This is a genomic window from Marinobacter halodurans (genome assembly GCF_004327985.1).
In the GTDB taxonomy this organism is placed as follows: Bacteria; Pseudomonadota; Gammaproteobacteria; order Pseudomonadales; family Oleiphilaceae; genus Marinobacter_A; species Marinobacter_A halodurans.
The window spans coordinates 1-22,556 of sequence record NZ_SJDL01000055.1; the positions used below are offsets into that span (position 1 = coordinate 1).

General features: G+C 61.5%; 22 protein-coding genes and 1 pseudogene. 18 read left to right on the forward strand and 5 right to left on the reverse strand.

Annotated features, from left to right (window positions below):
• Positions 1-123: 123 nt before the first annotated feature.
• The 8 genes and pseudogenes from EZI54_RS21935 to EZI54_RS21970 form a co-directional block, all read left to right on the forward strand.
• Positions 124-582, forward strand: a pseudogene (locus EZI54_RS21935) (undecaprenyl-phosphate 4-deoxy-4-formamido-L-arabinose transferase); the annotation flags it as partial.
• Positions 579-2,561, forward strand: a complete 1,983-nt coding sequence (arnA, locus tag EZI54_RS21940; protein WP_131484023.1) for a bifunctional UDP-4-amino-4-deoxy-L-arabinose formyltransferase/UDP-glucuronic acid oxidase ArnA — start codon at positions 579-581, stop codon at positions 2,559-2,561. The pseudogene EZI54_RS21935 and the gene arnA, both read left to right, overlap by 4 nt.
• 18 nt (positions 2,562-2,579) lie before the next feature.
• Positions 2,580-3,458, forward strand: a complete 879-nt coding sequence (gene arnD, locus EZI54_RS21945; protein ID WP_423227013.1) for a 4-deoxy-4-formamido-L-arabinose-phosphoundecaprenol deformylase — start codon at positions 2,580-2,582, stop codon at positions 3,456-3,458.
• Positions 3,459-3,473: 15 nt separating this feature from the next.
• Entirely contained in the window at positions 3,474-5,129 is a 1,656-nt protein-coding gene (gene arnT, locus EZI54_RS21950; RefSeq protein WP_131484025.1) for a lipid IV(A) 4-amino-4-deoxy-L-arabinosyltransferase, read from the forward strand.
• A 2-nt stretch (positions 5,130-5,131) separates the two neighbouring features.
• The gene (arnE, locus tag EZI54_RS21955; protein ID WP_131484026.1) at positions 5,132-5,473 is read left to right on the forward strand and encodes a 4-amino-4-deoxy-L-arabinose-phosphoundecaprenol flippase subunit ArnE; all 342 of its coding nucleotides are present in this window, start codon (positions 5,132-5,134) and stop codon (positions 5,471-5,473) included.
• Positions 5,473-5,865, forward strand: coding sequence for a 4-amino-4-deoxy-L-arabinose-phosphoundecaprenol flippase subunit ArnF (gene arnF / locus EZI54_RS21960; RefSeq protein ID WP_131484027.1), 393 nt, complete (start codon positions 5,473-5,475; stop codon positions 5,863-5,865). Before arnE ends, arnF begins: the two co-directional genes overlap by 1 nt.
• A 98-nt stretch (positions 5,866-5,963) precedes the next feature.
• Entirely contained in the window at positions 5,964-6,650 is a 687-nt protein-coding gene (locus EZI54_RS21965; protein ID WP_131484028.1) for a response regulator, read from the forward strand.
• The gene (locus EZI54_RS21970) at positions 6,650-8,044 is read left to right on the forward strand and encodes an ATP-binding protein (RefSeq protein WP_131484029.1); all 1,395 of its coding nucleotides are present in this window, start codon (positions 6,650-6,652) and stop codon (positions 8,042-8,044) included. The genes EZI54_RS21965 and EZI54_RS21970 overlap by 1 nt, the downstream gene beginning before the upstream one ends.
• Here EZI54_RS21970 and EZI54_RS21975 read toward each other — a convergent pair.
• Positions 8,031-9,056 carry an alpha/beta fold hydrolase gene (locus tag EZI54_RS21975; RefSeq protein WP_242674559.1) on the reverse strand — a complete coding sequence of 342 codons (1,026 nt, stop codon included), beginning with the start codon at positions 9,054-9,056 and terminating at the stop codon, positions 8,031-8,033. The two genes, EZI54_RS21970 and EZI54_RS21975, sit on opposite strands and share 14 nt — an antisense overlap.
• A gap of 68 nt (positions 9,057-9,124) precedes the next feature.
• On the opposite strand from EZI54_RS21975, the gene EZI54_RS21980 reads away from it, so the two are divergent.
• Complete coding sequence (locus tag EZI54_RS21980; RefSeq protein WP_131484031.1) at positions 9,125-10,525, forward strand: MATE family efflux transporter; 1,401 nt, start codon at positions 9,125-9,127, stop codon at positions 10,523-10,525.
• On the opposite strand, the gene EZI54_RS21985 is transcribed toward EZI54_RS21980, so the two are convergent.
• Positions 10,446-11,375, reverse strand: a complete 930-nt coding sequence (locus EZI54_RS21985; protein WP_341352869.1) for a GGDEF domain-containing protein — start codon at positions 11,373-11,375, stop codon at positions 10,446-10,448. The two genes, EZI54_RS21980 and EZI54_RS21985, sit on opposite strands and share 80 nt — an antisense overlap.
• Positions 11,376-11,701: 326 nt before the next feature.
• On the opposite strand from EZI54_RS21985, the gene EZI54_RS21990 reads away from it, so the two are divergent.
• From EZI54_RS21990 to EZI54_RS22010, 5 genes are all read left to right on the forward strand, one after another.
• The gene (locus EZI54_RS21990; RefSeq protein WP_131484033.1) at positions 11,702-12,148 is read left to right on the forward strand and encodes an acyl-CoA thioesterase; all 447 of its coding nucleotides are present in this window, start codon (positions 11,702-11,704) and stop codon (positions 12,146-12,148) included.
• Between the two features lie 140 nt (positions 12,149-12,288).
• Complete coding sequence (locus EZI54_RS21995) at positions 12,289-13,422, forward strand: HD-GYP domain-containing protein (RefSeq protein ID WP_131484034.1); 1,134 nt, start codon at positions 12,289-12,291, stop codon at positions 13,420-13,422.
• Positions 13,423-13,466: 44 nt separating this feature from the next.
• On the forward strand, positions 13,467-14,273 hold the full coding sequence (locus EZI54_RS22000) for a phosphotransferase (RefSeq protein ID WP_131484035.1): 807 nt from the start codon (positions 13,467-13,469) through the stop codon (positions 14,271-14,273).
• Positions 14,274-14,426: 153 nt separating this feature from the next.
• Positions 14,427-15,107, forward strand: a complete 681-nt coding sequence (locus EZI54_RS22005) for a type 1 glutamine amidotransferase domain-containing protein (protein WP_123635611.1) — start codon at positions 14,427-14,429, stop codon at positions 15,105-15,107.
• Positions 15,108-15,111: 4 nt separating this feature from the next.
• Entirely contained in the window at positions 15,112-16,083 is a 972-nt protein-coding gene (locus tag EZI54_RS22010) for an NAD(P)H-quinone oxidoreductase (protein ID WP_131484036.1), read from the forward strand.
• A 110-nt stretch (positions 16,084-16,193) separates the two neighbouring features.
• Here the strand turns inward: EZI54_RS22010 and fghA are convergent, their stop codons facing one another.
• Positions 16,194-17,030, reverse strand: coding sequence for an S-formylglutathione hydrolase (gene fghA / locus EZI54_RS22015; protein WP_131484037.1), 837 nt, complete (start codon positions 17,028-17,030; stop codon positions 16,194-16,196).
• A gap of 220 nt (positions 17,031-17,250) precedes the next feature.
• Positions 17,251-17,679 (reverse strand): CBS domain-containing protein, encoded by a 429-nt coding sequence (locus EZI54_RS22020; protein ID WP_131484038.1) that lies wholly within the window; start codon positions 17,677-17,679, stop codon positions 17,251-17,253.
• A 610-nt stretch (positions 17,680-18,289) separates the two neighbouring features.
• On the opposite strand from EZI54_RS22020, the gene EZI54_RS24620 reads away from it, so the two are divergent.
• Positions 18,290-18,451, forward strand: a complete 162-nt coding sequence (locus EZI54_RS24620) for a hypothetical protein (RefSeq protein WP_165495840.1) — start codon at positions 18,290-18,292, stop codon at positions 18,449-18,451.
• 232 nt (positions 18,452-18,683) lie between these two features.
• Complete coding sequence (locus EZI54_RS22025; protein WP_131484039.1) at positions 18,684-19,124, forward strand: VOC family protein; 441 nt, start codon at positions 18,684-18,686, stop codon at positions 19,122-19,124.
• Positions 19,125-19,128: 4 nt separating this feature from the next.
• On the opposite strand, the gene EZI54_RS22030 is transcribed toward EZI54_RS22025, so the two are convergent.
• Positions 19,129-20,055, reverse strand: coding sequence for an alpha/beta fold hydrolase (locus EZI54_RS22030; protein ID WP_242674560.1), 927 nt, complete (start codon positions 20,053-20,055; stop codon positions 19,129-19,131).
• A 227-nt stretch (positions 20,056-20,282) separates the two neighbouring features.
• On the opposite strand from EZI54_RS22030, the gene EZI54_RS22035 reads away from it, so the two are divergent.
• Positions 20,283-21,638: an alanine/glycine:cation symporter family protein gene (locus tag EZI54_RS22035; RefSeq protein ID WP_131484041.1), complete on the forward strand. Its 1,356-nt coding sequence runs from the start codon at positions 20,283-20,285 to the stop codon at positions 21,636-21,638.
• Positions 21,639-21,761: 123 nt separating this feature from the next.
• Entirely contained in the window at positions 21,762-22,415 is a 654-nt protein-coding gene (locus EZI54_RS22040) for a peroxiredoxin (RefSeq protein WP_123635619.1), read from the forward strand.
• The last annotated feature ends 141 nt before the right edge of the window (positions 22,416-22,556 follow it).

The following is a 22,556-nucleotide window of genomic DNA, read 5'->3' on the forward strand; positions in this document are numbered from 1 at the left end:
TCGCGTTCTTCGTCTGTAATAATCAAAGGGGTGACCGGTCGTCCCATTGCAGTAGCTCCCTCGATGTTTTCTGCAATTATAAACTTTAACCATAAAAATTCGACGAACTTTTGTTAAGGGACACTAGCTTGCCAGGAACGCAGCACGTTCATCCCGATACTGGCCAACAGCTTTGCTCGACACTTCATTGAAATTCCGGTGACCCACTCTGAACGTGAGCACGGCGAATCCAAATACGGGCTGATGAAACTGGTCAACCTGATGTTTGACTTGGTGACCACGATGACGACGGCCCCCCTGCGGCTGCTGAGTATCGTGGGAACATTGATCGCCGGCTGCGGCTTTCTGTTCGCGATGCTGCTTTTGATAATGCGGCTCGTGCTCGGTCAGGAGTGGGCAGCAGAAGGCGTTTTCACGCTGTTTGCAATCCTTTTCATATTCGTCGGTGCGCAATTTATTGGCATGGGCTTGCTGGGCGAATACATCGGTCGAATGTACGACGATGTGAGAGCACGCCCCCGTTACTTCGTCCAATCCGTTGTGCGCACTTCCAATCATCAAAAGGTGGATGAAGCCTCGTGAAAAAGGTCGTCGTTTTTGCTTATCACGATATTGGCTGCACTGGCATTGAAGCGCTGCTGAACTCAGGTTTCGAGATTCAAGCTGTCTTTACGCACTTGGATGATCCGAACGAACATCAATTTTTCGACTCGGTCGCCCAATTCTGTGCCCGACGTGACCTGCCGGTGCATGCGCCAGAGGACGTGAATCATCCGTTGTGGATCGAGCGTATCCGCACGTTGTCACCGGATTACATTTTCTCATTCTACTACCGGCACCTGCTGAAACCGGAATTGCTCGAGACCGCCGTCAAGGGGGCGTTCAACCTCCACGGCTCGCTGCTGCCTGCCTACCGTGGCCGTGCGCCCGTAAACTGGGTGCTGGTCAATGGCGAAACGGAAACCGGTGTCACCCTGCACCAAATGACCGTAAAGCCGGACGCCGGCGATATTGCCGGCCAGAAACGTGTCCCCATTACCGATACCGATACGGCGCTGTCCCTGCACCGGAAGATCAACACCGCGGCCCGCGAACTTCTCGACGACCTGCTGCCTGAGCTTGCTGAAGGTGACATCACCCTCACCCCACAGGATGAAGGACGCGCGAGTTACTTCGGCCGCCGCACGCCCGCCGATGGGGAGCTACACTGGAACAAACCCGTTTCCGAACTGTACAACCTGACACGGGCGGTCACACAGCCGTATCCCGGCGCCTTTTCGTTTTCCGGTGATCGCAAGTTGATTGTCTGGCAGGCTAAGGTCGTCGACGAGCAACACGACGCTACTCCCGGCACGATCACCAGCACAGACCCGCTGCGCGTTATCTGCGGCCAAGGGGTGCTTGAGATTGTCTCAGGACAGCCAGAAACCGGACTGTATTTGCGCGGCCCACAGCTCGCCCGTGAAATGGGACTGGTTGAAGGGATGCGCCTCGGGCCAAGAGTTTATGACCGTCGGAGCGAAGATCGACGCACACGGGTATTGATACTGGGTATCAACGGTTTCATAGGCAACCATCTGACCGAGCGGCTGCTGGCAGATGGTCAATATGAGGTCTTCGGCCTCGACATGGGCTCCGATGCCATCAGCCGTTTCATCGGCAACCCGAACTTTCACTTTGTTGAGGGCGATATCAGCATCCATACGGAGTGGATCGAATACCACATCAAAAAGTGCGATATCATCCTGCCACTTGTCGCAATCGCAACCCCGATCGAATACGTCCGAAATCCCCTCCGTGTTTTCGAACTCGATTTTGAGGAAAATCTTAAGATCGTCCGCTATTGCGTCAAATACCAGAAACGCATCATTTTCCCCTCCACGTCCGAAGTCTATGGGATGTGTGAGGACGCCGAATTCGATGAGGACCATTCAAGTCTGATCGTTGGCCCCATTAACAAACAGCGCTGGATCTACTCCATCTCCAAGCAGCTGCTGGACCGTGTGATCTGGGCGTATGGCCAAAAAGAAGGTCTTCGCTTCACCCTATTCCGGCCCTTCAATTGGATGGGGCCTCGTCTGGACAGCCTTGATTCAGCACGCATTGGAAGCTCTCGGGCCGTCACTCAACTCATCCTAAATCTGGTTGAAGGCTCTCCCATCAAACTGGTCGATGGTGGCGCACAGAAACGTTGCTTCACTGACATTGAGGATGGCGTTGAAGCCCTGTTCCGGATCATTGAGAACAAGGGCAACCTTTGCGAAGGCCAGATCATCAACATCGGGAATCCGAGCAACGAAGCCAGCATCCGCGAACTGGCAGAAATGCTCTGCGCCAAATTCGAAGCACATCCTCTGCGCGCTCAGTTTCCGCCGTTTGCGGGCATGCTGGAAATCGAAAGCCATTCCTACTACGGCAACGGGTACCAGGACGTCTCACACCGCCATCCGAGCATCCGTAATGCCAAGCGACTGCTGGACTGGACACCCACCACCGATATGGAACATACCATTGGAAAAACGCTCGATTTCTTCCTGAACACAGCCGTCAGCAAGGATTGAGAGCCACCGATGAAAACGATGGGACTTCGTATCGATGTCGATACTTTCCGCGGCACCCGGGAAGGCGTCCCGCGTCTGCTGGAAATACTCGACAGTCACGCCATCAGTGCGACCTTCTTCTTCTCAGTTGGTCCGGACAACATGGGTCGGCACCTGTGGCGCCTAATCAAGCCTAAATTCCTTCTCAAAATGCTGCGTTCCAACGCCGCCAGCCTCTATGGCTGGGACATTCTGCTCGCCGGCACGGCATGGCCCGGTAAGCTCATCGGCCAACGCCTTGGCTCCGTAATGCGTGAGACAGACCAATGCGGCCATGAAATTGGCCTGCACGCGTGGGACCACCATGCCTGGCAGGCACACACCGACCACTGGGATCAGGAGGAACAAACTCGTCACATACAACGCGGCGTCGATTGCCTCAACGATATTCTCGGCCGCGCAGTGACCTGCTCAGCAGCGGCGGGTTGGCGCGCTGACCAGATCACGGTGGATGCGAAGGAAGCCTTCGGCTTTCGATATAACAGCGATTGCCGCGGACGGGGCATTTTTCAGCCACTGCTCAGCAATGGGCAAGCCGGCACGCCTCAGATTCCCGTCGACCTCCCAACTTTCGACGAAGTGGTCGGACCCAATTTAACGCCTCTTGAGTTCAACCGGTTCATCCTGGACCAGTTCCAACAGCCCAACAGCGAGGTCTACACGGCGCATGCCGAAGTTGAAGGAATCGCCATGGCCGACCAGTTTGATCAATTACTCAGTGAATGCCGGAAGCATGGGATTAACTTCACTTCCCTCGACAACCTGCTCTCCGACCGCACCACGTTCCACAAAAACCGCATCGTCCGCGGCAGTGTAGAGGGCCGCGAAGGCTGGATCGGCTGCAAAAGCGACATATAACGATAAGGACGCCCAATGAACTTAAGAAGTTGGCTGCTTATTCCTCTTTACGGCCTCATCTATCTGATCCCTCTCAATTTCAGGCCACTGTGGATACCCGACGAGACCCGCTATGCCGAAATCAGTCGGGAAATGCTGCAAAACGGCGACTGGATTGTGCCGAAGCTGCTGGGTCTGCGCTACTTTGAAAAGCCGGTCGCTGGCTACTGGCTCAACAACATCAGCCAATGGCTGTTTGGCGATAGCAACTTCGCGGTGCGTTTTGCCTCGGCGGCCTGTACCGCCCTCAGTGCGTGCCTGGTTTACTGGTTTGCCCAGCGCCTCTGGCAGGACCGTCAGAAGGCCGTCGCATCAGCACTAATTTATCTGGCCTGTCTTCTGGTCATGGTGATCGGGACCGACGCCATCCTCGATGCCATGCTCACCCTCTGGCTCAACCTGGCCATGGTCAGTTTTTACTTAACCGTTACGGCGGTGACCCGGAAACAACGCCTCTGGGGCTACGTGATCCTCGGACTTGCCTGCGGCATGGGGTTTCTTACCAAGGGATTCCTGGCACTGGCCATTCCGGTCATCGCCGTGGTGCCGTTCATGCTGAAACAGAGACGTTTTCTGGAACTGGTCAAGTACGGCATTATTCCCATTTTGGTAGCCGCGGCCATCAGTCTGCCCTGGTCACTGCGCATCGCCTCCCTGGAAGGCGACTACTGGCACTACTTCTTCTGGATCGAGCATATTCAGCGCTTTTCGAGCCCGAACGCACAACACAATCAACCGTTCTGGTTTTACTTGCCAATCCTTTTGCTAGGCCTGATGCCTTGGGTCGGTTGGGTACCCGCGGCACTGAAGCGGCTGCGCCAGGAGAAAGCCGACCGCCGGGCGCAGCTCTATCTGGCGGCCTGGGCGGTGCTTCCGTTCCTTTTTTTCAGCACCGCCAACGGCAAATTACCCGCCTACATCCTGCCGTGTTTCGCGCCGCTGGCCATCCTGCTTGGCGCAGGCGTGGTGCAATTGGTTCGCGACAACCGCCAGACGCCGTTTAAAGCCAACGCCTGGATAAACATTGCCTTTGGGCTGCTGGGTGTCATCGCCCTAATCATCGTGACACTGAAACCCGGGCATCGCCCGGCATTCGGTCCAGACGATCACTTCGAACTGGCGGTTGCTTTCATCATTTTTGCCGCCTGGGCCGCGTTTGGATGGCTTCAACTGAGCCACCCCATCAAACGTTGGTCGCTTGCCGCCCTGTGTCCCGTACCCCTGGCTCTCTTTTTCTCGATGGCTCTGCCATCCTCCGTGACCTATTCAAAACTGCCTCAGATTTTCATACATGAACATCAGGCCCTTCTTGACCAGACGGATCAACTGTTGAGCAACAACGTTGGACTTGCCGGCGCTCTCGCATGGGAGCTGAAAACCTCTGACGTCATGATGTTCGATGATCAGGGTGAGCTGGACTATGGCCTCAGCTATCCGGATGCCCAATCTCGCTATGTCAGTCTCGCGGCGTTTCCCGCATGGCTGAGGGAAGCGCGGCGCTCGGGATCGGTTGCCATTTTGCTCCGCGGCAAGAAACCCGATTACTTCGACGCACTCCCAACGCCGGACCAGCATCTATCCAAGGGGAAATTTGATCTGATCATCTACACCCAGCGCAGCGGAAGTAGCTAACCATGGGCTTTTTACTGGTGATCCTGGCCTGTTTGCTAACCAGCGCCGGCCAACTTTTCCAGAAGCAAGCCGTTGAGTCCTGGAGAGGGGAGCCGTTGAGTCTGGCACTGCTGATCCGCAGTCCCTGGCTCTGGGCGGCGGTGACCAGTCTGGGCCTCGGGATCATCTTCTGGCTTCTGGTTTTACAGCAGCTTCCGGTGAGCATCGCCTACCCGATGCTGAGCCTGAATTTTGTGTTCATCACGCTCGCCTCGCGCATCTGGTTTCATGAAATCATCGATGCGCGGCACTGCATTGGCATTCTGCTCATCATCGCGGGCATTGTCGTGTTGAGGGGCCACTGATGCGCAGATATCTGGCGGCGGGCTCAAGTGTTTTGCTGGTTTCTTTCGCCCAGTTGGCGATGAAATGGGGTATGACGCAACTACCGGATCCCCGTCAGTGGCTTCAGTTGTGGCAGGACATCGGGCTCTACACTGCGCCTCTATCGGCAGTCGCAGCCGGCATTATCGCCTACGCCGTATCCATGGGGTGCTGGATGGTAGCGCTCCACAGCCTACCTCTGAGCAGAGCCTACCCAATGCTCAGCCTCAGTTACGGCCTTGTCTACTTGCTCGCAGGAACGCTTCCCGGGTTCGATGAGGAGTATTCAATCATCAGGAGTCTGGGGGTCGCGCTGATTGCCGGCGGTGTTATATTGATTAATTGGCGGATGCGGGCGGCGACTTCGAACTAAGCCTGCTTTGGCGAAGCGTCATCATAAAATGCGGCAAGTGATTGTGCCGACGAACTTTCAGTGAGGCGTCGCCTTGAGCTTCGACAAGGATAATGGGAATGCGGATACTGCTGGTCGAAGACGATCATCACCTCGCCCAGACCATGCTGGGCATGCTGCGGGAACAACACAACACCATCGACTGGATCGACGACGGCCAGAAGGCCGTCAATGCCATCACCGACGAGACCTTCGACCTGGTCCTGCTGGACCTGACCCTGCCCCGCAAGGACGGGCTGGAGGTGTTGCGCGACGTCCGCCGGCGCGGCGTTCCCACCCCGATCATTATTCTGACCGCACGCGGCGACATGGACGAAAAGCTGCTGGGCCTGGACGCCGGTGCCGACGATTACATGACCAAGCCCTTCGTCATGGCGGAGCTGAAAGCCCGCATTCGCGCTGTCACCCGACGCGCGGAGGGCAAGGCCGACACCAGTCTGGTGGTGGGCAACCTGAAGCTCGATCCGCAGCACGGCCAGGTCTTTCTGGCCGACCATGTCGTCACCCTATCCCGCGCCGAGTTCCAGATCCTCCACTACCTGATGCGCCACCCGGATCAGGTGGCGACCCGACGGCGCCTGGAAGAGCAGCTCTACGGCTGGGATCATGGCGCCGAGAGCAACGCGCTGGAAGTCCACATCCACCACCTACGAAAGCGAATCGGCAAACCGCTGATCCGCACCGTCCGGGGCGTCGGCTACATGCTCGACTCCGGTGAAGCCAGCCATGCCGTAATCGAGTCCTGATGTCGCTGACCCGCAAGCTTTCCATCACTGTTGCCCTATTAACAATGCTGCTGGCCCTGACCGCCGCCGCCTGGAGTTACATCGGCAGCAACCACGAACTGGAAGAGGTGTTCGACGCCGAACTGGCCCAGAGTGCGCGCATTGTGCAGGGCCTGGTCCACCACCTGTCCCACGATCAGCCCCTGGGTCAGCTCAAGGACGCGCTGGAGGATTCGCTGCGACTGCCGCCCGGCCTGGGCGATCACGACGACAGCGATGAAGCGCTGCCCGGCGACCGGGGCCACAAGTATGAAAAGAAGCTGGCATTCCAGATCTGGTCCCGGGACGGTACGCCGCTGCTCTCGTCGCCGGCCCTCACCGAGCAGACCGACCGGCCCACCCCTGGCTATGCCTGGGCAGAATCCCGCGGTTTCCAGTGGCGCACCTTTACGTTGCGCGACCCCGAAACCGGCCTCTGGATCCTCAGCGGCCAGCGCGAGGACATCCGCAGCGAGCTGAGCGGCGAGCTGGCGCTGAGCAACGTTCTGCCCCTGCTGATTGTGTTGCCCGTGCTGCTGGTGCTGGTGGTGATCGCCATTCGCTGGACCTTCCGCCCCCTGCGGCAACTGGAGCGGCCCATTCGCAACATGGCGCCGGAACGGATTCATCCGCTGGACGAGAAGCAGGCCCCGCCGGAAGTGCTCGGCCTGGTCAGCGCGGTGAACGGGCTGCTCCGGCGACTGGATCAGGCCCTGGAACGGGAACGCCAGTTCTCCGCCGACGCCGCCCACGAACTGCGAACCCCGCTGGCGGCCCTGCGTCTGAACCTGGAGGAGGCCTGCCAGTCGGCCCCGGAACAGTTCAGCGGCCTGCTCGCCTCCGTGGACCGAATGAACCATCTGGTTGAGCAGATGCTGTTGCTCAGCCGGATCGACGCTGGCTCCCCCGGCGAGCCTCAACTGGCCAGCATTTCGGACATCGTTGCCCAGGCCGTGGCCGACGTGGCTCCGGTTGCCATTCGGGACCACGTGGAACTGATCCTCGACGATCGCATCGACAATGACCGGGTGCTCTGCCACAGCGCCCTGATTTCCACACTGGTGCGCTCACTGACCGCCAACGCCATCCAGTACAGTCCGGCGGACAGCGAGGTGACACTGCAACTGACGGAAAAAGGGGCCGACACCTGCCTGCGGATCTGTGACAGCGGGCCCGGCATTCCCCCCGAAGCCCGGGAACGGGCCCTGCAGCGTTTCGTGAGACTGGATCAGCGCCAGGGCAGCGGCGCGGGACTGGGGCTGGCCATTGCCAGCCGCATTGTGGAACTCCACGGTGGGCAGCTCACGCTGGAAGACCGTCACGATGGGCGTTCCGGCCTCTGCGTGCGGGTGCTGCTGCCGCTCAACCGCCTTTGACGCGACCGCGCAGACGCTCGAACAGATCGCCCTGGAACGCCTCGGACAACGGATAGAGGTGCCCCGCCTCCGGCAGCAGCTGCACCTCGGCGTTCGGCAGGTTGTCGGCCAGGTGCCGGGCGTAGGCCACCGGCACGAAGGGATCCTCACGCCCCTGATAGATGAGCGTCGGCACGGTCACCTCATGCAGACGGAACCCCCAGTCCACCAGCTCGGTCATCAAGTCCTCGGCAATGGCCCGGCCCCCGCTCTCCAGACAGGTGATCTGATCGGCACGGAACAGCTGGGTGTGCATAAAGGACGACAGCAGTGCCCGGTCCTCGACACTGACCAGCTGACGGGCCTCGCGCAGGTACAGGCCCGGATGGCGTCGCGACAGCCGCATGACGATCCGCACCACCAGCCGCAGTAACGTCGGGCTGATGCGGGCCAGCATCGGTCCCGGCCAGCGGGTGGCTTCCAGCAGCACCTTGCGGCCTTCGTATTCGGCAAAGTTGGTGTACCCCGACAGGGACACCGCCAGCCGTACCCGCTCCGGCATGGCGTAGGCGCAGGCCAGGGTACGGGAACCGCCACTGGACCAGCCCATATGGATAAAGCGGTCAATGCCGAGTGCATCCGCCAGCTGTGCCACATCGCCGGGATAGTCCAGCAGGACCCGTTTCGGCTGGAAGGTGGAGCCGCCGATACCCGGCCGGTCCGGTGTAATCACCCGGAATCCGTGGTGTCTCGCCTGACGGTGGAAGAACCAGCCTTCCATGCGGCAGCCGGGCATACCGTGGGCAAACAGCACCGGCGCGCCCTGTGGATCCCCCAGGTCGGTGAAGACCAGGTCGCGGCCATCGCGCAGGGTGAGCCGGCCGTCGTGACTTCTGAACTGGCGAAAGCGGTTGATGGTCGTCTTCCTTGTGCTGTTGAGTGCCGGCTCGGGACCGGCGGAACAGGACGTCCGCAGTCTAGCAGTTGACCGGGCATCCGTAGATTCCACGACGACCCGGGTCAGCTCTGGCAACGGGCTTCGTGATAGGCTCGTTCCCGCTTCATCTCTGTGAACGGTCATCTCACCTGGACGCACTGCCTGTGGACGAAACCCATCAGCCCATTCCCGAACCCCGGCAAGGCACCATGGCCCGCACCCTGGCCGAGTGGAAAACGCTGGCGCTGCTGGGCGGACCAATCCTGATCGCGCAGATCGCACAGGTCGCCAACGGGGTCATCGACACCGTGATGGCCGGCCACGCCAGCGCCGAGGACCTGGCCGCCGTGGGCATCGGCAGCAGTCTCTGGGTGCCGCTGTTCCTGATGTTCATGGGCGTACTGGGGGCGCTTCAGCCGATCGTTTCGGGCCATCGCGGCGCCCGGACGTTCGGGCGCATCATGCCGGTGACCTGGCAGGGCATCTACATCGCCCTGGGCGCCTCCCTGATCATGATTGGCCTGCTGCTCAATGTACGGCCAGTGCTCAACCTGTTGCGCCTGGACCTCCACACGGCACTGCTGACCCAGGGTTACCTGGATGCCTTCTGCTGGGGCGTGCCGGCCATCCTCCTCATGACTGCGCTGCGCGGACTGACGGACGGACTGGGCCACACCCAGGTGATCATGGCGTTTTCCGTGCTGGGTACGCTGATCAACCTGCCCCTGAACTATATCTTCATCTACGGCAAGCTGGGAATGCCGGCCATGGGCGGCGTTGGCTGTGGTTGGGCCACATCGATTTCCAGCTGGATCGCGATGCTCAGCCTGCTGCTCTACCTCAATCGCAGCCGGGTTTTCCACCACTTTCACCTGTGGCGGGAACGGGCGCGGCCGGACTGGGACATCATCAACGAGATCCTTCGGCTGGGCGTGCCCATCGGCTTCACGATCTTTGTCGAGGCGAGCATGTTCTCGGTCATCGCGCTGTTCCTGGCACCACTGGGCCCGGTGGTGGTCGCCGGCCACCAGATCGCCCTGAACGTGGTATCGCTGGTCTTCATGGTGCCGCTCAGCCTGGGCATGGCGCTGACCCTGCGCATCAGCTTCCTGGTGGGGGCCGGCGAACTGGACACCGCCCGCCTCCTCGGACGCAGCACGCTGGTACTGGCGTTCGCCATCGCCCTGTGTTTTGCCTCGATCCTGTGGCTCGGCAACGACCTGATCGCCGCCCTCTACACCAGCGACCCGGCGGTGCAGGCGGTATCGATCCACCTGCTGGTGTTCGCCGCCCTGTTCCAGATCGCCGACGTTACCCAGGTGACCTGCATCAGTGCCCTGCGCGGCTACAAGGACACCAGCGTTCCGATGATCATCATGGTGTTCTCGTTCTGGGGAATCGGCCTGCCGCTGGGCTGGATGCTGACGTTCACCGATCGCTTTGCCGCCCCCATGGGTGCCGCAGGCTTCTGGGTCGGACTGACCGTCAGTCTGGTATCCGCCGGCGTGATGCTGGGGACCCGGCTGTTCCGCTTCCGCATCCCGGCTCAACCGGCGACGGCCTGATCACCACCCGGTTACGGCCGAGGCTCTTGGCCTCGTACAGGGCTTCGTCGGCCCGGGCCAGCCAACTCTCGGCATCGTCGGTCCCATCCAGGCAGGACACACCGAACGAGGCGGTAATGGGGCCGGCCGGGGTCAGCAGTTCGCTGGCCACCTTGTGTCGCAGGTTTTCCGCCACCGCCCGGATACCACTTTCCCGGACCCCGGGCATCAGCAGGACGAACTCCTCCCCACCGAACCGGAACAACTGATCGCTCTTACGGGTGCATCGACGGATCAGCTCCGCGCATTCGACCAGCGCTTCATCGCCCCGCGCATGACCAAAGCCATCGTTGATCCGCTTGAAATGGTCCAGGTCAAAGATGATCAGGGCGTAGGGCATACGATTGCGGCTGTAATTGGCCACCGCCGCCTGCAGCTCTTCCTCCATGGCACGGCGGTTCTTCACCCCGGTGAGCGGGTCGTGGGTCGCCAGCCGCTCCAGCCGCTCGCGCTGGTGTTCGTTGCGCCGGGCGAAGATGTACGCGCAGCTGCTCACCACGACGCAGGTGGTTACGAACGACAGCATCTGTTCATGGGAGTCAAAGGCGACATCCTCAATCACCAGCGCCACCACGGCCAGGCTGTTCACCACCACAGCCACAAACGGTACCGTCAGGAAGAAACTGGTCACCATCGCGGGATACAGCCAGAAAAGGCCGACGTCCCCCAGCAGCGTCGCCACCATGACGCCACCGGTACAGGTAAACATCGCCAGGCAGAAACCGGCACGGCGGTTGTCGCCGGTCAGCCAGGCATACACCACGGCGGCACAGATGGACACCAGGATGACCAGGTCGGTCAAACCGGCCAAGGCATTTCCGGTGATGAAGCGGAAAATCGCAAACGGTGTAATACCAAAGACCGCACAGGCGCCAAGCAGTGTAATAATCGACAGTTGAAAATCGTGTCTCAATCGATAGAACATGGTGCGCAAGCCAGCCACAGCAAGGGACGGCGGTGTCCCGATTATTATTGGTCTTGTCGGAGGGCGCTCCGGACGCGCGCATGGCGCGGTACGGCCCCTGGTGCCCCGAATCTGTCAACAGGGTAGTCGGTTCCGGCGAAAAGGGTAGCCTCTTATGACAAATGTTACGAAGCAGGTCCCACAATTGAATGGATTGAAAGGAGCACGACCGCATGCCGGCCCCGTTTGAGTTCCGCCTCCGCGTCCGTTACGGCGAATGCGATGCCCAGGGCGTCGTCTTCAATGCCCGCTACGGCGACTATGTCGACATCGCCGTCAACGAGTACATCCGCACGCTGTTTGGCGACTACCAGCGCCTGCTGGACCAGGGGGTGGATATCCAGGTGGTCAACCTGAACCAGAACTGGCGCGCCCCGGCCCACTTCGATGACGTCCTCTGCGCCCGCATCGAGCCGGGCCGGATCGGCAACACGTCGTTCAGCCTGCACATCGCGTTTGTGGAATATCGCGAACAGCGCCTTGTCATGACCGCCGACATCACCTATGTCCTGATCGACGCCCGGGCCGGCGGCAAGACCCCCATCCCCGAGGCCATCCGTCGCCAGCTGGCCGACGGGGCCCCCGAGACGGTGATCAGCCACGCCGGAGAGACCGCCTGAGCCCTCCGGAAAGCAAAAACTTGTTACAGGGGCGCTTTCGGGCACCCGTTCTATTACAACACGTACAGAAATAGGCTAAATTGGTCGGATGGGCCTCTGGAAGGCCTCAATTATAATAAGCTCCGGAAAGCGTGCGCGTTGTGCCAAACCTAGTCCGAATTGCCCCTGGCGCCCTGATTATCGGCAAGCCACTGCCGTGGACCGTCTACGACGCGGACGGCAATGTACTGTTGACCCAGGGCTACGTCATCCAGACGGACGTGCAACTGGAGCAGTTGTTCGAGCGCGGCCTGTTCTACCCCCGCCGCAGCGATACCCCCGAACCGGAGCCGGAACCCGAAGAAGACATCCGGCCCCGCAACCCCTTCAGCGACTACCCGGAACTCCTGCGGACCCTGGAAGTGACGCTGCAGTCGGTGCAGAACCAGTCGCCGGATGCCCAGCGTCGGGTGATCGGCCTGGCCAACCTGGTGGCCCGCTGCTGTCGGGAAGCGCCGGATCCGTGCCTGGCGCTGGTGCACCTGTATTCCGTGGAGCCAACCGCCTACGAACAAACCCTGTTCTACGCCATCATTTGCTATTTCACGGCCCAGCAGTTGGGAATGGACGACAAACGGGTGCTGGTTCTGCTGGGCGCCGCCCTGACCGCCAACCTCGCCCTGCTGCCGATCCTCGACAAGCTCAACCAGTCCCGGCGCCGGCTGAGCGACGACCAGCGCGCCATCATCCGTAAACACCCGATCCTGAGCGTGGCCGCATTGGAGCGGGCAGGAATCGACAACCGCCTGCTGCTGAAGATCGTCAGCCAGCACCATGAGCAACCGGACGGCTCCGGTTATCCCGAGGGCCTCAGCGGCCGGGACATCCTGCCGGAAGCGCGTATGCTGGCGCTGGCCGAGCGTTACACCGCGATGATCACCCGGCGCGCCTACCGCGACCGTTTCAGCATCACCCAGGCCCGGTCCGAACTGGCCGAAGCCAGCCACGGGTTGCACGACCGCAGTATCCACGACGCCCTGCTCAAGGCCATTACGGCTTATCCGCCGGGCTCACTGGTGCGGCTGGCCAACGGCGAAGTGGCGGTGGTGACCCATCGCGCCTCCGGCCTACAGGGCACCCAGGCCCAGGCCATCATGAGCCCCACCGGCAACCGCTACATCGGCGCCTTCAGGCGCGACTGCTCCCGCCCGGAATACGAAATCCAGCAGGTAGAAGTCCCGGAAATGCTGCCGTCCATGGACTACGGCCAACTCTGGTCATTTGATCGTCACTGACTGCTGTGCGATAACACCGGCCAGAGCTTTCTGCCGGATCCGCCATGACGTCACCGCCTTCCCCCGACATCGACCGTTTGCTTGCCCCTCTGCCGGAGGACTGGCAACGCCGATTGCGCCATGCCCACGCCGCTCGCGTCAATGCGGGCCTGTGCAATGAGGTGTATCGGCTCACCGCCGACGAAGGCGTGTTTGCACTGCGCCTGAACCATCCGCACCCGGATGCGCTGGGGATCGATACCGCCCGGGAACGGCAGGTGCTCAAAACCATCGCCGGACAGCCCTGGGCGCCCATCGTCCATCACCACGATGCCCACAGCATGCTGAGCGAATGGATGCACGGCGAAGCGCCCCTGGGTGGCGCGTCGACCCGGCTCCACTGGCTGGCTCACGCCCTGGAAAGCGTCCACACCATCACGACGCCGCTGCCTGTCATCGATATTCCGGAGCAGATGACCCGACTGGCACAACGCTGCGGCCCTGAGGCGTCCGCTGCACAACGGCGTGTTGATGCCCTGTTGACTCACTACCAGCCACCCAACTGCCGGGTCCTCTGCCACCACGACTGGCATCCGGGGAACCTGCTGATCGGTCGCGGCGGCTGGACGCTGCTGGATTGGGAATTCGCCGGCGCCGGCGATCCGCGCCTGGATGTGGGCGGCGCCATCAACGGTTTCGCCCTGAACAGTGATCAAATCACCACACTGAGCCGTATGACCGGGTTCGGCGTATCGGAACTGAAACGGGCCAGCGCGATCATGACCGCACTGGAACGGCTCTGGTTTGCCGCCAACCCGACCCTGATGGATGACGCTCAGCTCCGCCTGAGACAATGGATCGAGGCGAACTGATCATCCCGGCGTGACGGGTTGAATAACGGCGGTATCGGTCCCTATATACTTCTATAGAGGCAGAAATATACCGGCAAACAGCTATTAGACGACCGGTCTAATATACGTTAGCGTTGAATCACGGTATTCAATGACGCACTCAGGAGGAACAACATGAAAGTACTGATGGTACTGACCTCGCACGACCAGATGGGCGACACCGGGCACAAGACCGGCTTCTGGCTCGAGGAATTTGCCTCCCCCTATTACGCCTTCGTGGACGCCGGCATCGACGTCACCCTGGCATCCCCCGCCGGCGGCCAGCCTCCGGTTGACCCCAACAGCGACGCCGAAGACGCCCAGACCGACGCCACGCGCCGCTTCAAACAGGACACCGAAGCCCGCAAGGCGCTGGCCAATACGTTGAAGCTGGACAGCGTCAGCTCATCCGATTTCGACGCCATTTTCTATCCGGGCGGTCACGGTCCGCTGTGGGATCTTGCCGAGGACCCGACGTCCATCACGCTGCTGGAAGCAGCGGCGGGCAACAGCACGGTGATCGGCGCGGTGTGTCACGCCCCCGGTGTCTTCCGTCACGTCAAGGGCCCCAACGGCGAAGCCCTGGTCAAAGGCCGCAAGGTGACCGGGTTCACCAACAGCGAGGAAGCGGCGGTCCAGCTGACCGATGTGGTTCCGTTCCTGGTGGAAGACATGCTCAAGGAGAGCGGTGGTGATTACAGTCGGACCGACGACTGGGGCTCTCACGTGGTGGTCGACGGCAACCTGATTACCGGCCAGAACCCGGCATCGTCGGAAGACGCCGCAAAAGCGGTCATCAAGGCCATCAAGGGCTGACACCATGAAAGCGATTGCCATCGACAACGACCGGCTCGAGTGGCGGGATCACCCGTCGCCGGGCTCGCCAAGAGCTAACGAGGTCCTGATCGACGTTGCCTATGCCGGTATGAACCGGGCCGATCTGATGCAACGCGCCGGGGCCTATCCACCGCCACCGGGCGCGTCGGCGATTCTGGGCCTGGAAGTGAGCGGGCACGTGCATGCGGTGGGTGAGGACGTCACCCATCTCCAGGTCGGCGACCCGGTTTGTGCCTTGCTGGCCGGCGGTGGCTACGCGGAGCAGGTGATGGTGCCCGCGCCGCAGGTTCTGCCGCTACCGGAGAACGTGTCACTGCGCGAAGCCGCGGGCCTGCCCGAAGTCTTCGCCACGGCGTGGCTCAATCTCTACATGGAAGCGGCGCTCAAACCGGGCGAACGCATCCTGCTCCATGCCGGCGCCAGCGGCGTCGGCACTGCCGTGATCCAGTTGGGTCGTGCGCTGGGCAATCCGGTCTTCGTGACGGCCGGCAGCGACGCCAAGGTGGAAGCCTGCATGAGACTGGGCGCAGACGACGGCTGGAATCGCCACAACGGCAGCTTTGTATCGGCCGTGCTGGACTGGGGCGGAGCCGATATGGTGCTGGACCCGGTCGGTGGCGATTACATCGGTTTGGATCAGCAGGTGCTGCGGCCCAACGGGCGCATCGTGCTGATCGGCCTGATGGGCGGGCGTCAGGCGCAGGTGGATCTCGGCATCATGCTGATGAAACGCCAGCGGCTGATCGGCTCCACCCTGCGTTCTCAGCCCATCGCCGTGAAAGGCGAAGTGATGGATGCGCTGTATGAGACGGTCTGGCCCTTGCTGGCCGAAGGCGAGGTACGCCCCATCATCGACCGGGAATACCCCATCGAGAAGGCGGCCAAGGCCATGGAGTACCTGCAGTCCAATACCAGCCAGGGCAAGGTGGTCCTGGAGGTCACCAGCAATACCTGAGGCAGGTCCTGGACGCCGGTCTCTCCGGACCCCTTCCCGCGCATGCACCACTACCGGGCCAGGGGCTTCGACTCGACGCCCCTGGCCCGGTCATGATCGCGCCGGATGGCCTACAGCAGGCCCAACGCCTTGCCGTGGTGGTCCAGGTGTTCGTCAATGAATGACGCAATGAAGAAGTAGCTGTGGTCGTAACCACTGTGCATACGCAGGGTGACGTGGTGGTGCGCACGCTCGCAGGCCTCCGCCAGCGTCTCCGGATAGAGCTGCTCTTCCAGGAACTGGTCGGCGGTTCCCTGGTCGATCAGCAAGGACAGGCGCTCTTCGGCCTCCGGGATCAGCAGTGTCGCGTCGTACTCGGCCCAGTCGCTCTCGTCGTTCCCCAGGTAGCCGCGAAACGCCTTCTGCCCCCACGGGCAGGCCGTCGGGTGGCAGATCGGCGCGAATGCCGACACCGAGGCGTAGCGACCCGGATTCTTCAGCGCCGCGATCAGCGCCCCATGACCGCCCATGGAGTGGCCGGAGACAGCCCGCTGGTCGGTTACCGGCAGCTCGGCCTCGACCAGGGCCGGCAGCTCACGCACCACATAGTCGTACATCCGGTAATGCTTTGACCAGGGCGCCTGGGTGGCGTTGACATAGAAACCGGCGCCACTGCCGAAATCATAGCTGTCGTCCTCACCGGGCAGGTCCACGCCGCGCGGACTGGTATCCGGGCAGACGATGGCCATCCCCAGCTCAGCGGCCCGCTTCTGGGCGCCGGCTTTCTGCATAAAATTCTCATCCGTGCAGGTCAGTCCCGACAGCCAGTACAGCACCGGTACCGGTGCCTTGCGGGCCTGTGGTGGCAGAAACACGGCGAAAACCATGTCGCAATCCAGCACTTCGGAACGGTGACGGTAGCGGCGGTGCTCACCGCCAAAGCAGCGGTTGGATGAAAGCAGTTCCATCGTTGATTCCTCTCTCCCAGTCCTGGGTCACGCAGGGTGCTGCCGTCGACAACGACGGCCCGGGCCTGCGTCCCTCACGACCCTCAGTTATAGGGAAGGGCGTCCCACCCCGAATGAGGGGACGACCACCATAATCCTTTCGGGCAGGATTGCATATGCCCATAAGCGTCAGGGATGTACCTTGCCTGACGCCGACAAGCCCCCTGACCACGGACGGCCGTCAATCCTCGGTCGCGAACCGTGGCACGGACACCCCGTAGCCGGTCTTGGCCAGAGCGGCCAGGATCGCGGCCCGGGTAATGATACCGACCAGACGGCCACCATCCACCACGGGATAGATCTTGGGTTTGTTACGTCCGAGATTCTGGGCCAGATCCACCACCGCCATCTCCGGGGGCACTGTCAGCGGATCGGAAAACATGACGTCTTCAACGACGGGCTCACCTTCGTGATGATAGCTGGTCACGAGCATGGCATGAATGCAGTCCTGCTCGGAAACGAAGCCGAGGACGTGGCGCTTGTCATCCACCACCGGCAAACCGGTAACGTGGTTGCGCAGCAGCACCTCCACCACCTTGGTCAATGGTGTACCACTGCGCACCGGTTCGATGTGATTCCACATCACATCGCCGACCTTGAGTGATCGCATGACTGGCTCTCCTGTTTCGATGAGGCTGTCGCCCCTGGCGGACACAGCAGGCGGGTCGTCGTTGGGAGGGGACAGGCGTTCTGAACCGACGCCAATCCGGCCCCGTCGTTCTGCAATGCCCTGTCCCCTAAAACTAGGCAATGATGAGCCGTTAGGGAAATACAAAAATTGGATGGACAACGCCGGTGGCCAGGTCGATAGCGGACTCGACATCCGGCAAACCGGGCGGCGGGCCTTTCTCTGTGGTCACGCAACGCCGGAGGCATCCACCCAGCGCCCCCAGTTGATCCGGCCGGAGACGGCCGAAAGATCGCCCTCCGGCCTGATCACCCGGCCTCTGCAGCAGCCGGGAATCACGCTATCGTTCAGATTTTATGCAACATTCTCTTACAAAATTCGTAGACTACTTATTCCCCAAACTGCCCGAATATTGTACATTTCCCATGCGTTTTGGGGATCCCCTCCAGAAACGTGCTCCGAGTTCTTTCGGAGCGACCTGCGTGGCCTCCACAGCAGCGTCTGACACTGACACATTTTTTCGCTTAGGCGTTTACTACAGGATGTTCCCCGGCGGGACTCCTGGAGAAACTCGTTCTATTGGAGGTGTAATATGCGTTTGAACAACCTGGTCGTCCGTTTCCGCCGCAACCACGTGGCTGAGCCCGAACAGTCCCGCGTTGAAGCACTGAGCCGTCGTCAGACCATGAGCCTCGAAGCGCTCAACCGTCCGGCCCAGTCTCGCAGCATCAAGGCGGCCCTGCGCCAGCGCTAGAACCGGCGCCGCATAAGTCGAACAACAAGGAGGAATCTCGTTTTGAGTATTCCCGATTGATAGCCAGCTCAAGTCTCTTGGGCTGGCTATTTTATGGCCCGTCCGTTTTGCCTGCCCTTTCGATCTCCTGCCATCCGCAAATCCCCGCATGTCTCCCCAGCCGTCGCCAATACCAATCTGTGCGAGAATGACATCACGAAAACCGTTCCGAATGCTGATGAGGAGCCAACCGATGCAATACCTGCACACCATGGTCCGCGTTTCTGATCTCGATGCGTCCCTGCATTTCTACTGCGACCTGCTGGGTCTTGAGGAAGTGCGCCGCATGGACAACGACAAAGGCCGCTTCACCCTGGTTTTCCTGGCCGCCCCGGACGACCGTGAGCGGGCCCTGGCCGACAAGGCCCCCATGGTGGAACTGACCTATAACTGGGATCCGGAGGAATACAGCGGCGGCCGCAATTTCGGCCACCTGGCCTATCGGGTGGACGATATCTACGCCCTGTGCGAGAAACTGCAGGCCGGCGGCGTCACCATCAACCGCCCGCCGCGGGACGGCCACATGGCCTTCGTCCGCTCGCCGGACAACATTTCCATCGAGCTGCTGCAGAAAGGCGACGCCCTGCCGCCGAAAGAGCCCTGGGCGAGCATGGAAAACACCGGCAGCTGGTAAACGGTCAGCCCCGCGCCTGCCGGATGGTGGCCAGGCTCTGGCCGGCGATCGTCTCCAACAGCGGTGCCGGCATGTCATGGCCCATGCCGGGAATCAGCTTGAGGCGGGCATGGGGAATCAGGTACTGCAGTTGTTCCGCCGCCTGGGGACGCACCAGCGGATCGGCGGCACCGTGGATAATGCTGGTCGGCACCTGGATGCGCCGGGTAATGGGAGACAGGCTGCCCGTTGCCAGGATGGCTCGGGTCTGGCGCAGGATCCCCGCGGGATGGTAGCTGCGCCGGTAATCGTTAATCAGCCGGTCACGCACTTCATGGGGCGGCGTCGGGTAATCCGGACTCTGGATGGCGCGCCAGAAATCCAGTGAGCGCGCGACCACCGAATCCTCATCGTTACCCTTCACACCCACGCCCGACAGCCGCCACACCAGCGCCAGCCTGGGCATGGGCAGCCTTGGACTGTTGGTGGACGTCATCACCAGCGTCGCCGAGCGCACCCGGCGCGGGTGGTTTCCCGCCAGGACCTGGCTGATCATGCCGCCCATGGACACCCCGACGATGTGCGCGCTCTCCAGCCCCAGGCTGTCCATCAGGCCGCACACATCGTCCGCCATGTCGTGCAGGGTGTAGGGTGCCGGTATCGGCCGGCCCAGCCGTGACAGGGCCATGGCCTTGAGTGGATGCCCCTCCAGTCGCGCCCTCAGACGGGTCGACAACCCGATGTCCCGGTTATCGAAGCGGATCACCCGGTAACCGTCGGCGGCGTAGCGATCGAGCAGGGCCTCGGGCCACAGGGTCATCTGCGCCCCCAGTCCCATGATGAAGATCACCGGTTCCCCGTCGGCCGGGCCGCGGGTTTCAACGCAGAATTCAAGGCCATTGGCCGCTACGGTCAAGATCCGGGGTGGATCGGTTTTCAGGGCTATATTCACGGTCGACTCCTTCTCTATATCGTAAGCATACTGCATTCCCGTCCCCCGACCATGCCCCGGGTTCCATCGCCACCGGGTCAGCCCAGCCAAGCGGTCCGCCATACTGGAGACTGGCTCCGGCATTTATCACTTTGTTTCATTTGCACATTTCGGCAATCATACCGATTTCGGTCTATACTCCGCCCGTTCTGACAACACCAATCCCCGGTCCATTGGAGGAAACACACATGGAAGCCTTCTCGGAACTCGTCAAGTTGATCAACGGCTGGGTCTGGGGCCCGCCCATGCTGGTGCTTATCCTGGGCGTCGGTCTGTTCCTGAGCCTGGGCCTGAAGCTGATGCCGGTACTCAAGCTCCGTGCCGGCTTCCGACTGATGTGGCAGGGGCGCAAGTCCACCGACGAAGGTGAGATTCCGCCCTTCCAGGCGCTGATGACGGCCCTGTCCGCTACCGTGGGTACCGGCAACATCGCCGGTGTGGCCACCGCCGTATTCCTGGGCGGCCCCGGCGCGCTGTTCTGGATGTGGCTGACGGCGCTGGTGGGGATGGCCACCAAATATTCCGAGGCCGTCCTGGCCGTCAAGTTCCGGGAGGTCGACGAGCGCGGCGACCATGTGGGCGGCCCCATGTATTACATCCGCAACGGCCTTGGACGGAACTGGAGCTGGCTGGCGGTCCTGTTTGCGATTTTTGCGTCCATTGCGGGCTTCGGGATCGGCAACACCGTGCAGGCCAACTCCGTGGCCGACGTGGTGCAGACCAGCTTCGGCCTGCCCCATTGGCTGACCGGCCTGGTGCTGGCGGTGCTGGTCGGGCTGGTGCTGATCGGCGGCATCAAGCGGATCGGCCAGGTTGCCTCCTCGCTGGTGCCGCTGATGGCCGTTGCCTACCTGACCTCCGGTCTGATCGTCCTGGCCATCAATGCCACCGAGATTCCCGCCGCCATCGTGATGGTGGTCCAACACGCCTTCACCCCGGTCGCCGCCCAGGGCGGCTTTGCCGGTGCCGCGGTCTGGGCGGCCATCCGTTTCGGCGTGGCCCGGGGCATCTTTTCCAATGAGGCCGGTCTGGGCTCGGCGCCGATTGCCCACGCCGCCGCGCAGACCAACAATCCCATCAAGCAGGGCATGGTGGCCATGCTGGGTACCTTTATCGACACCATCGTTATCTGCACCATCACCGGGCTGGTGATCATCACCTCCGGCGCCTGGACCAGCGGCGAGTCCGGTGCGGCCCTGACCTCCATGGCCTTCGACAACGTCCTGCCCGGCGTGGGCAACTACATGGTGGCCATTGCCCTGGCGATCTTTGCCTTCACCACCATCCTGGGCTGGTCGTTCTACGGCGAGCGCGCCATCGAGTTCCTGTTTGGCGTCAAGGCCATCTGGCCCTACCGCGTGCTGTGGATCATAGCCATTCCGGTGGGCGCCACCTCGAACCTGGGCATTGTCTGGTTGATCGCCGACACCCTGAACGCGATGATGGCGATACCGAACCTGATCGCGCTGGCGCTGCTGAGCCCCATCGTGTTCCGCCTCACCCGGGAACATTTCGAGCGCGAAGCCGTCAAACCACAGTCATAACAGGACGTTATAAGCTAGAGCAAAACGGTCTTTTGAGTTAATCCGGACCGGCCCAATAGTCACTGGAAGCAATGGACGATCAGCGCCGTGGGCCGGCGTTACCGACTAACAGGAGGAGCATCAATGAGCTTACGTCTAGGCGATACCGCACCCGACTTTGAACAGGATTCCAGCGAAGGCCGCATTCGGTTCCACGAATGGCTGGGCGACAGCTGGGGCATCCTGTTCTCGCATCCGGCAGACTTCACCCCGGTCTGCACCACGGAGCTGGGGCTGACCGCCAAACTGAAGGACGAGTTCGCCAAGCGTAACGTCAAGGCGATCGCACTGAGCGTCGACGATGTGGAGTCCCACAAGCGGTGGATCAACGACATCAACGAGACCCAGGGCTGCACCGTCAACTTCCCGATCCTCGCGGACGGTGACCGCACGGTTTCCACCCTGTACGACATGATTCACCCCAACGCCGACGACAGCATGACCGTACGCTCCCTGTTCGTGATCGACCCGAACAAGAAGGTACGGCTGATGATCACCTACCCGGCCAGCACCGGCCGCAACTTCAACGAAGTACTGCGCGTGGTGGATTCGCTGCAACTGACCGACGATCACAAGGTCGCCACCCCGGGCAACTGGACCGCCGGCGACGACGTGGTCATCGTGCCGTCCCTGCAGGACGAGGAAGAGATCCAGAAGCGTTTCCCGAAAGGCTACAAGGCGGTGCGCCCCTACCTGCGCATGACGCCGGACCCGAAAGCCAACTGGAGCGGCGACTGAATCAGTCGTTGCCCATCGAGTAGGAGGGGGAGTTGCCTCCCCCGTCCTCTCACACCACCGGGCATACGGTTCCGTACCACGGCGGTTCATGATTGGCTCTGAAGCCGGTTTATCGTATCCAGCAAACTGACCAGAGACAGG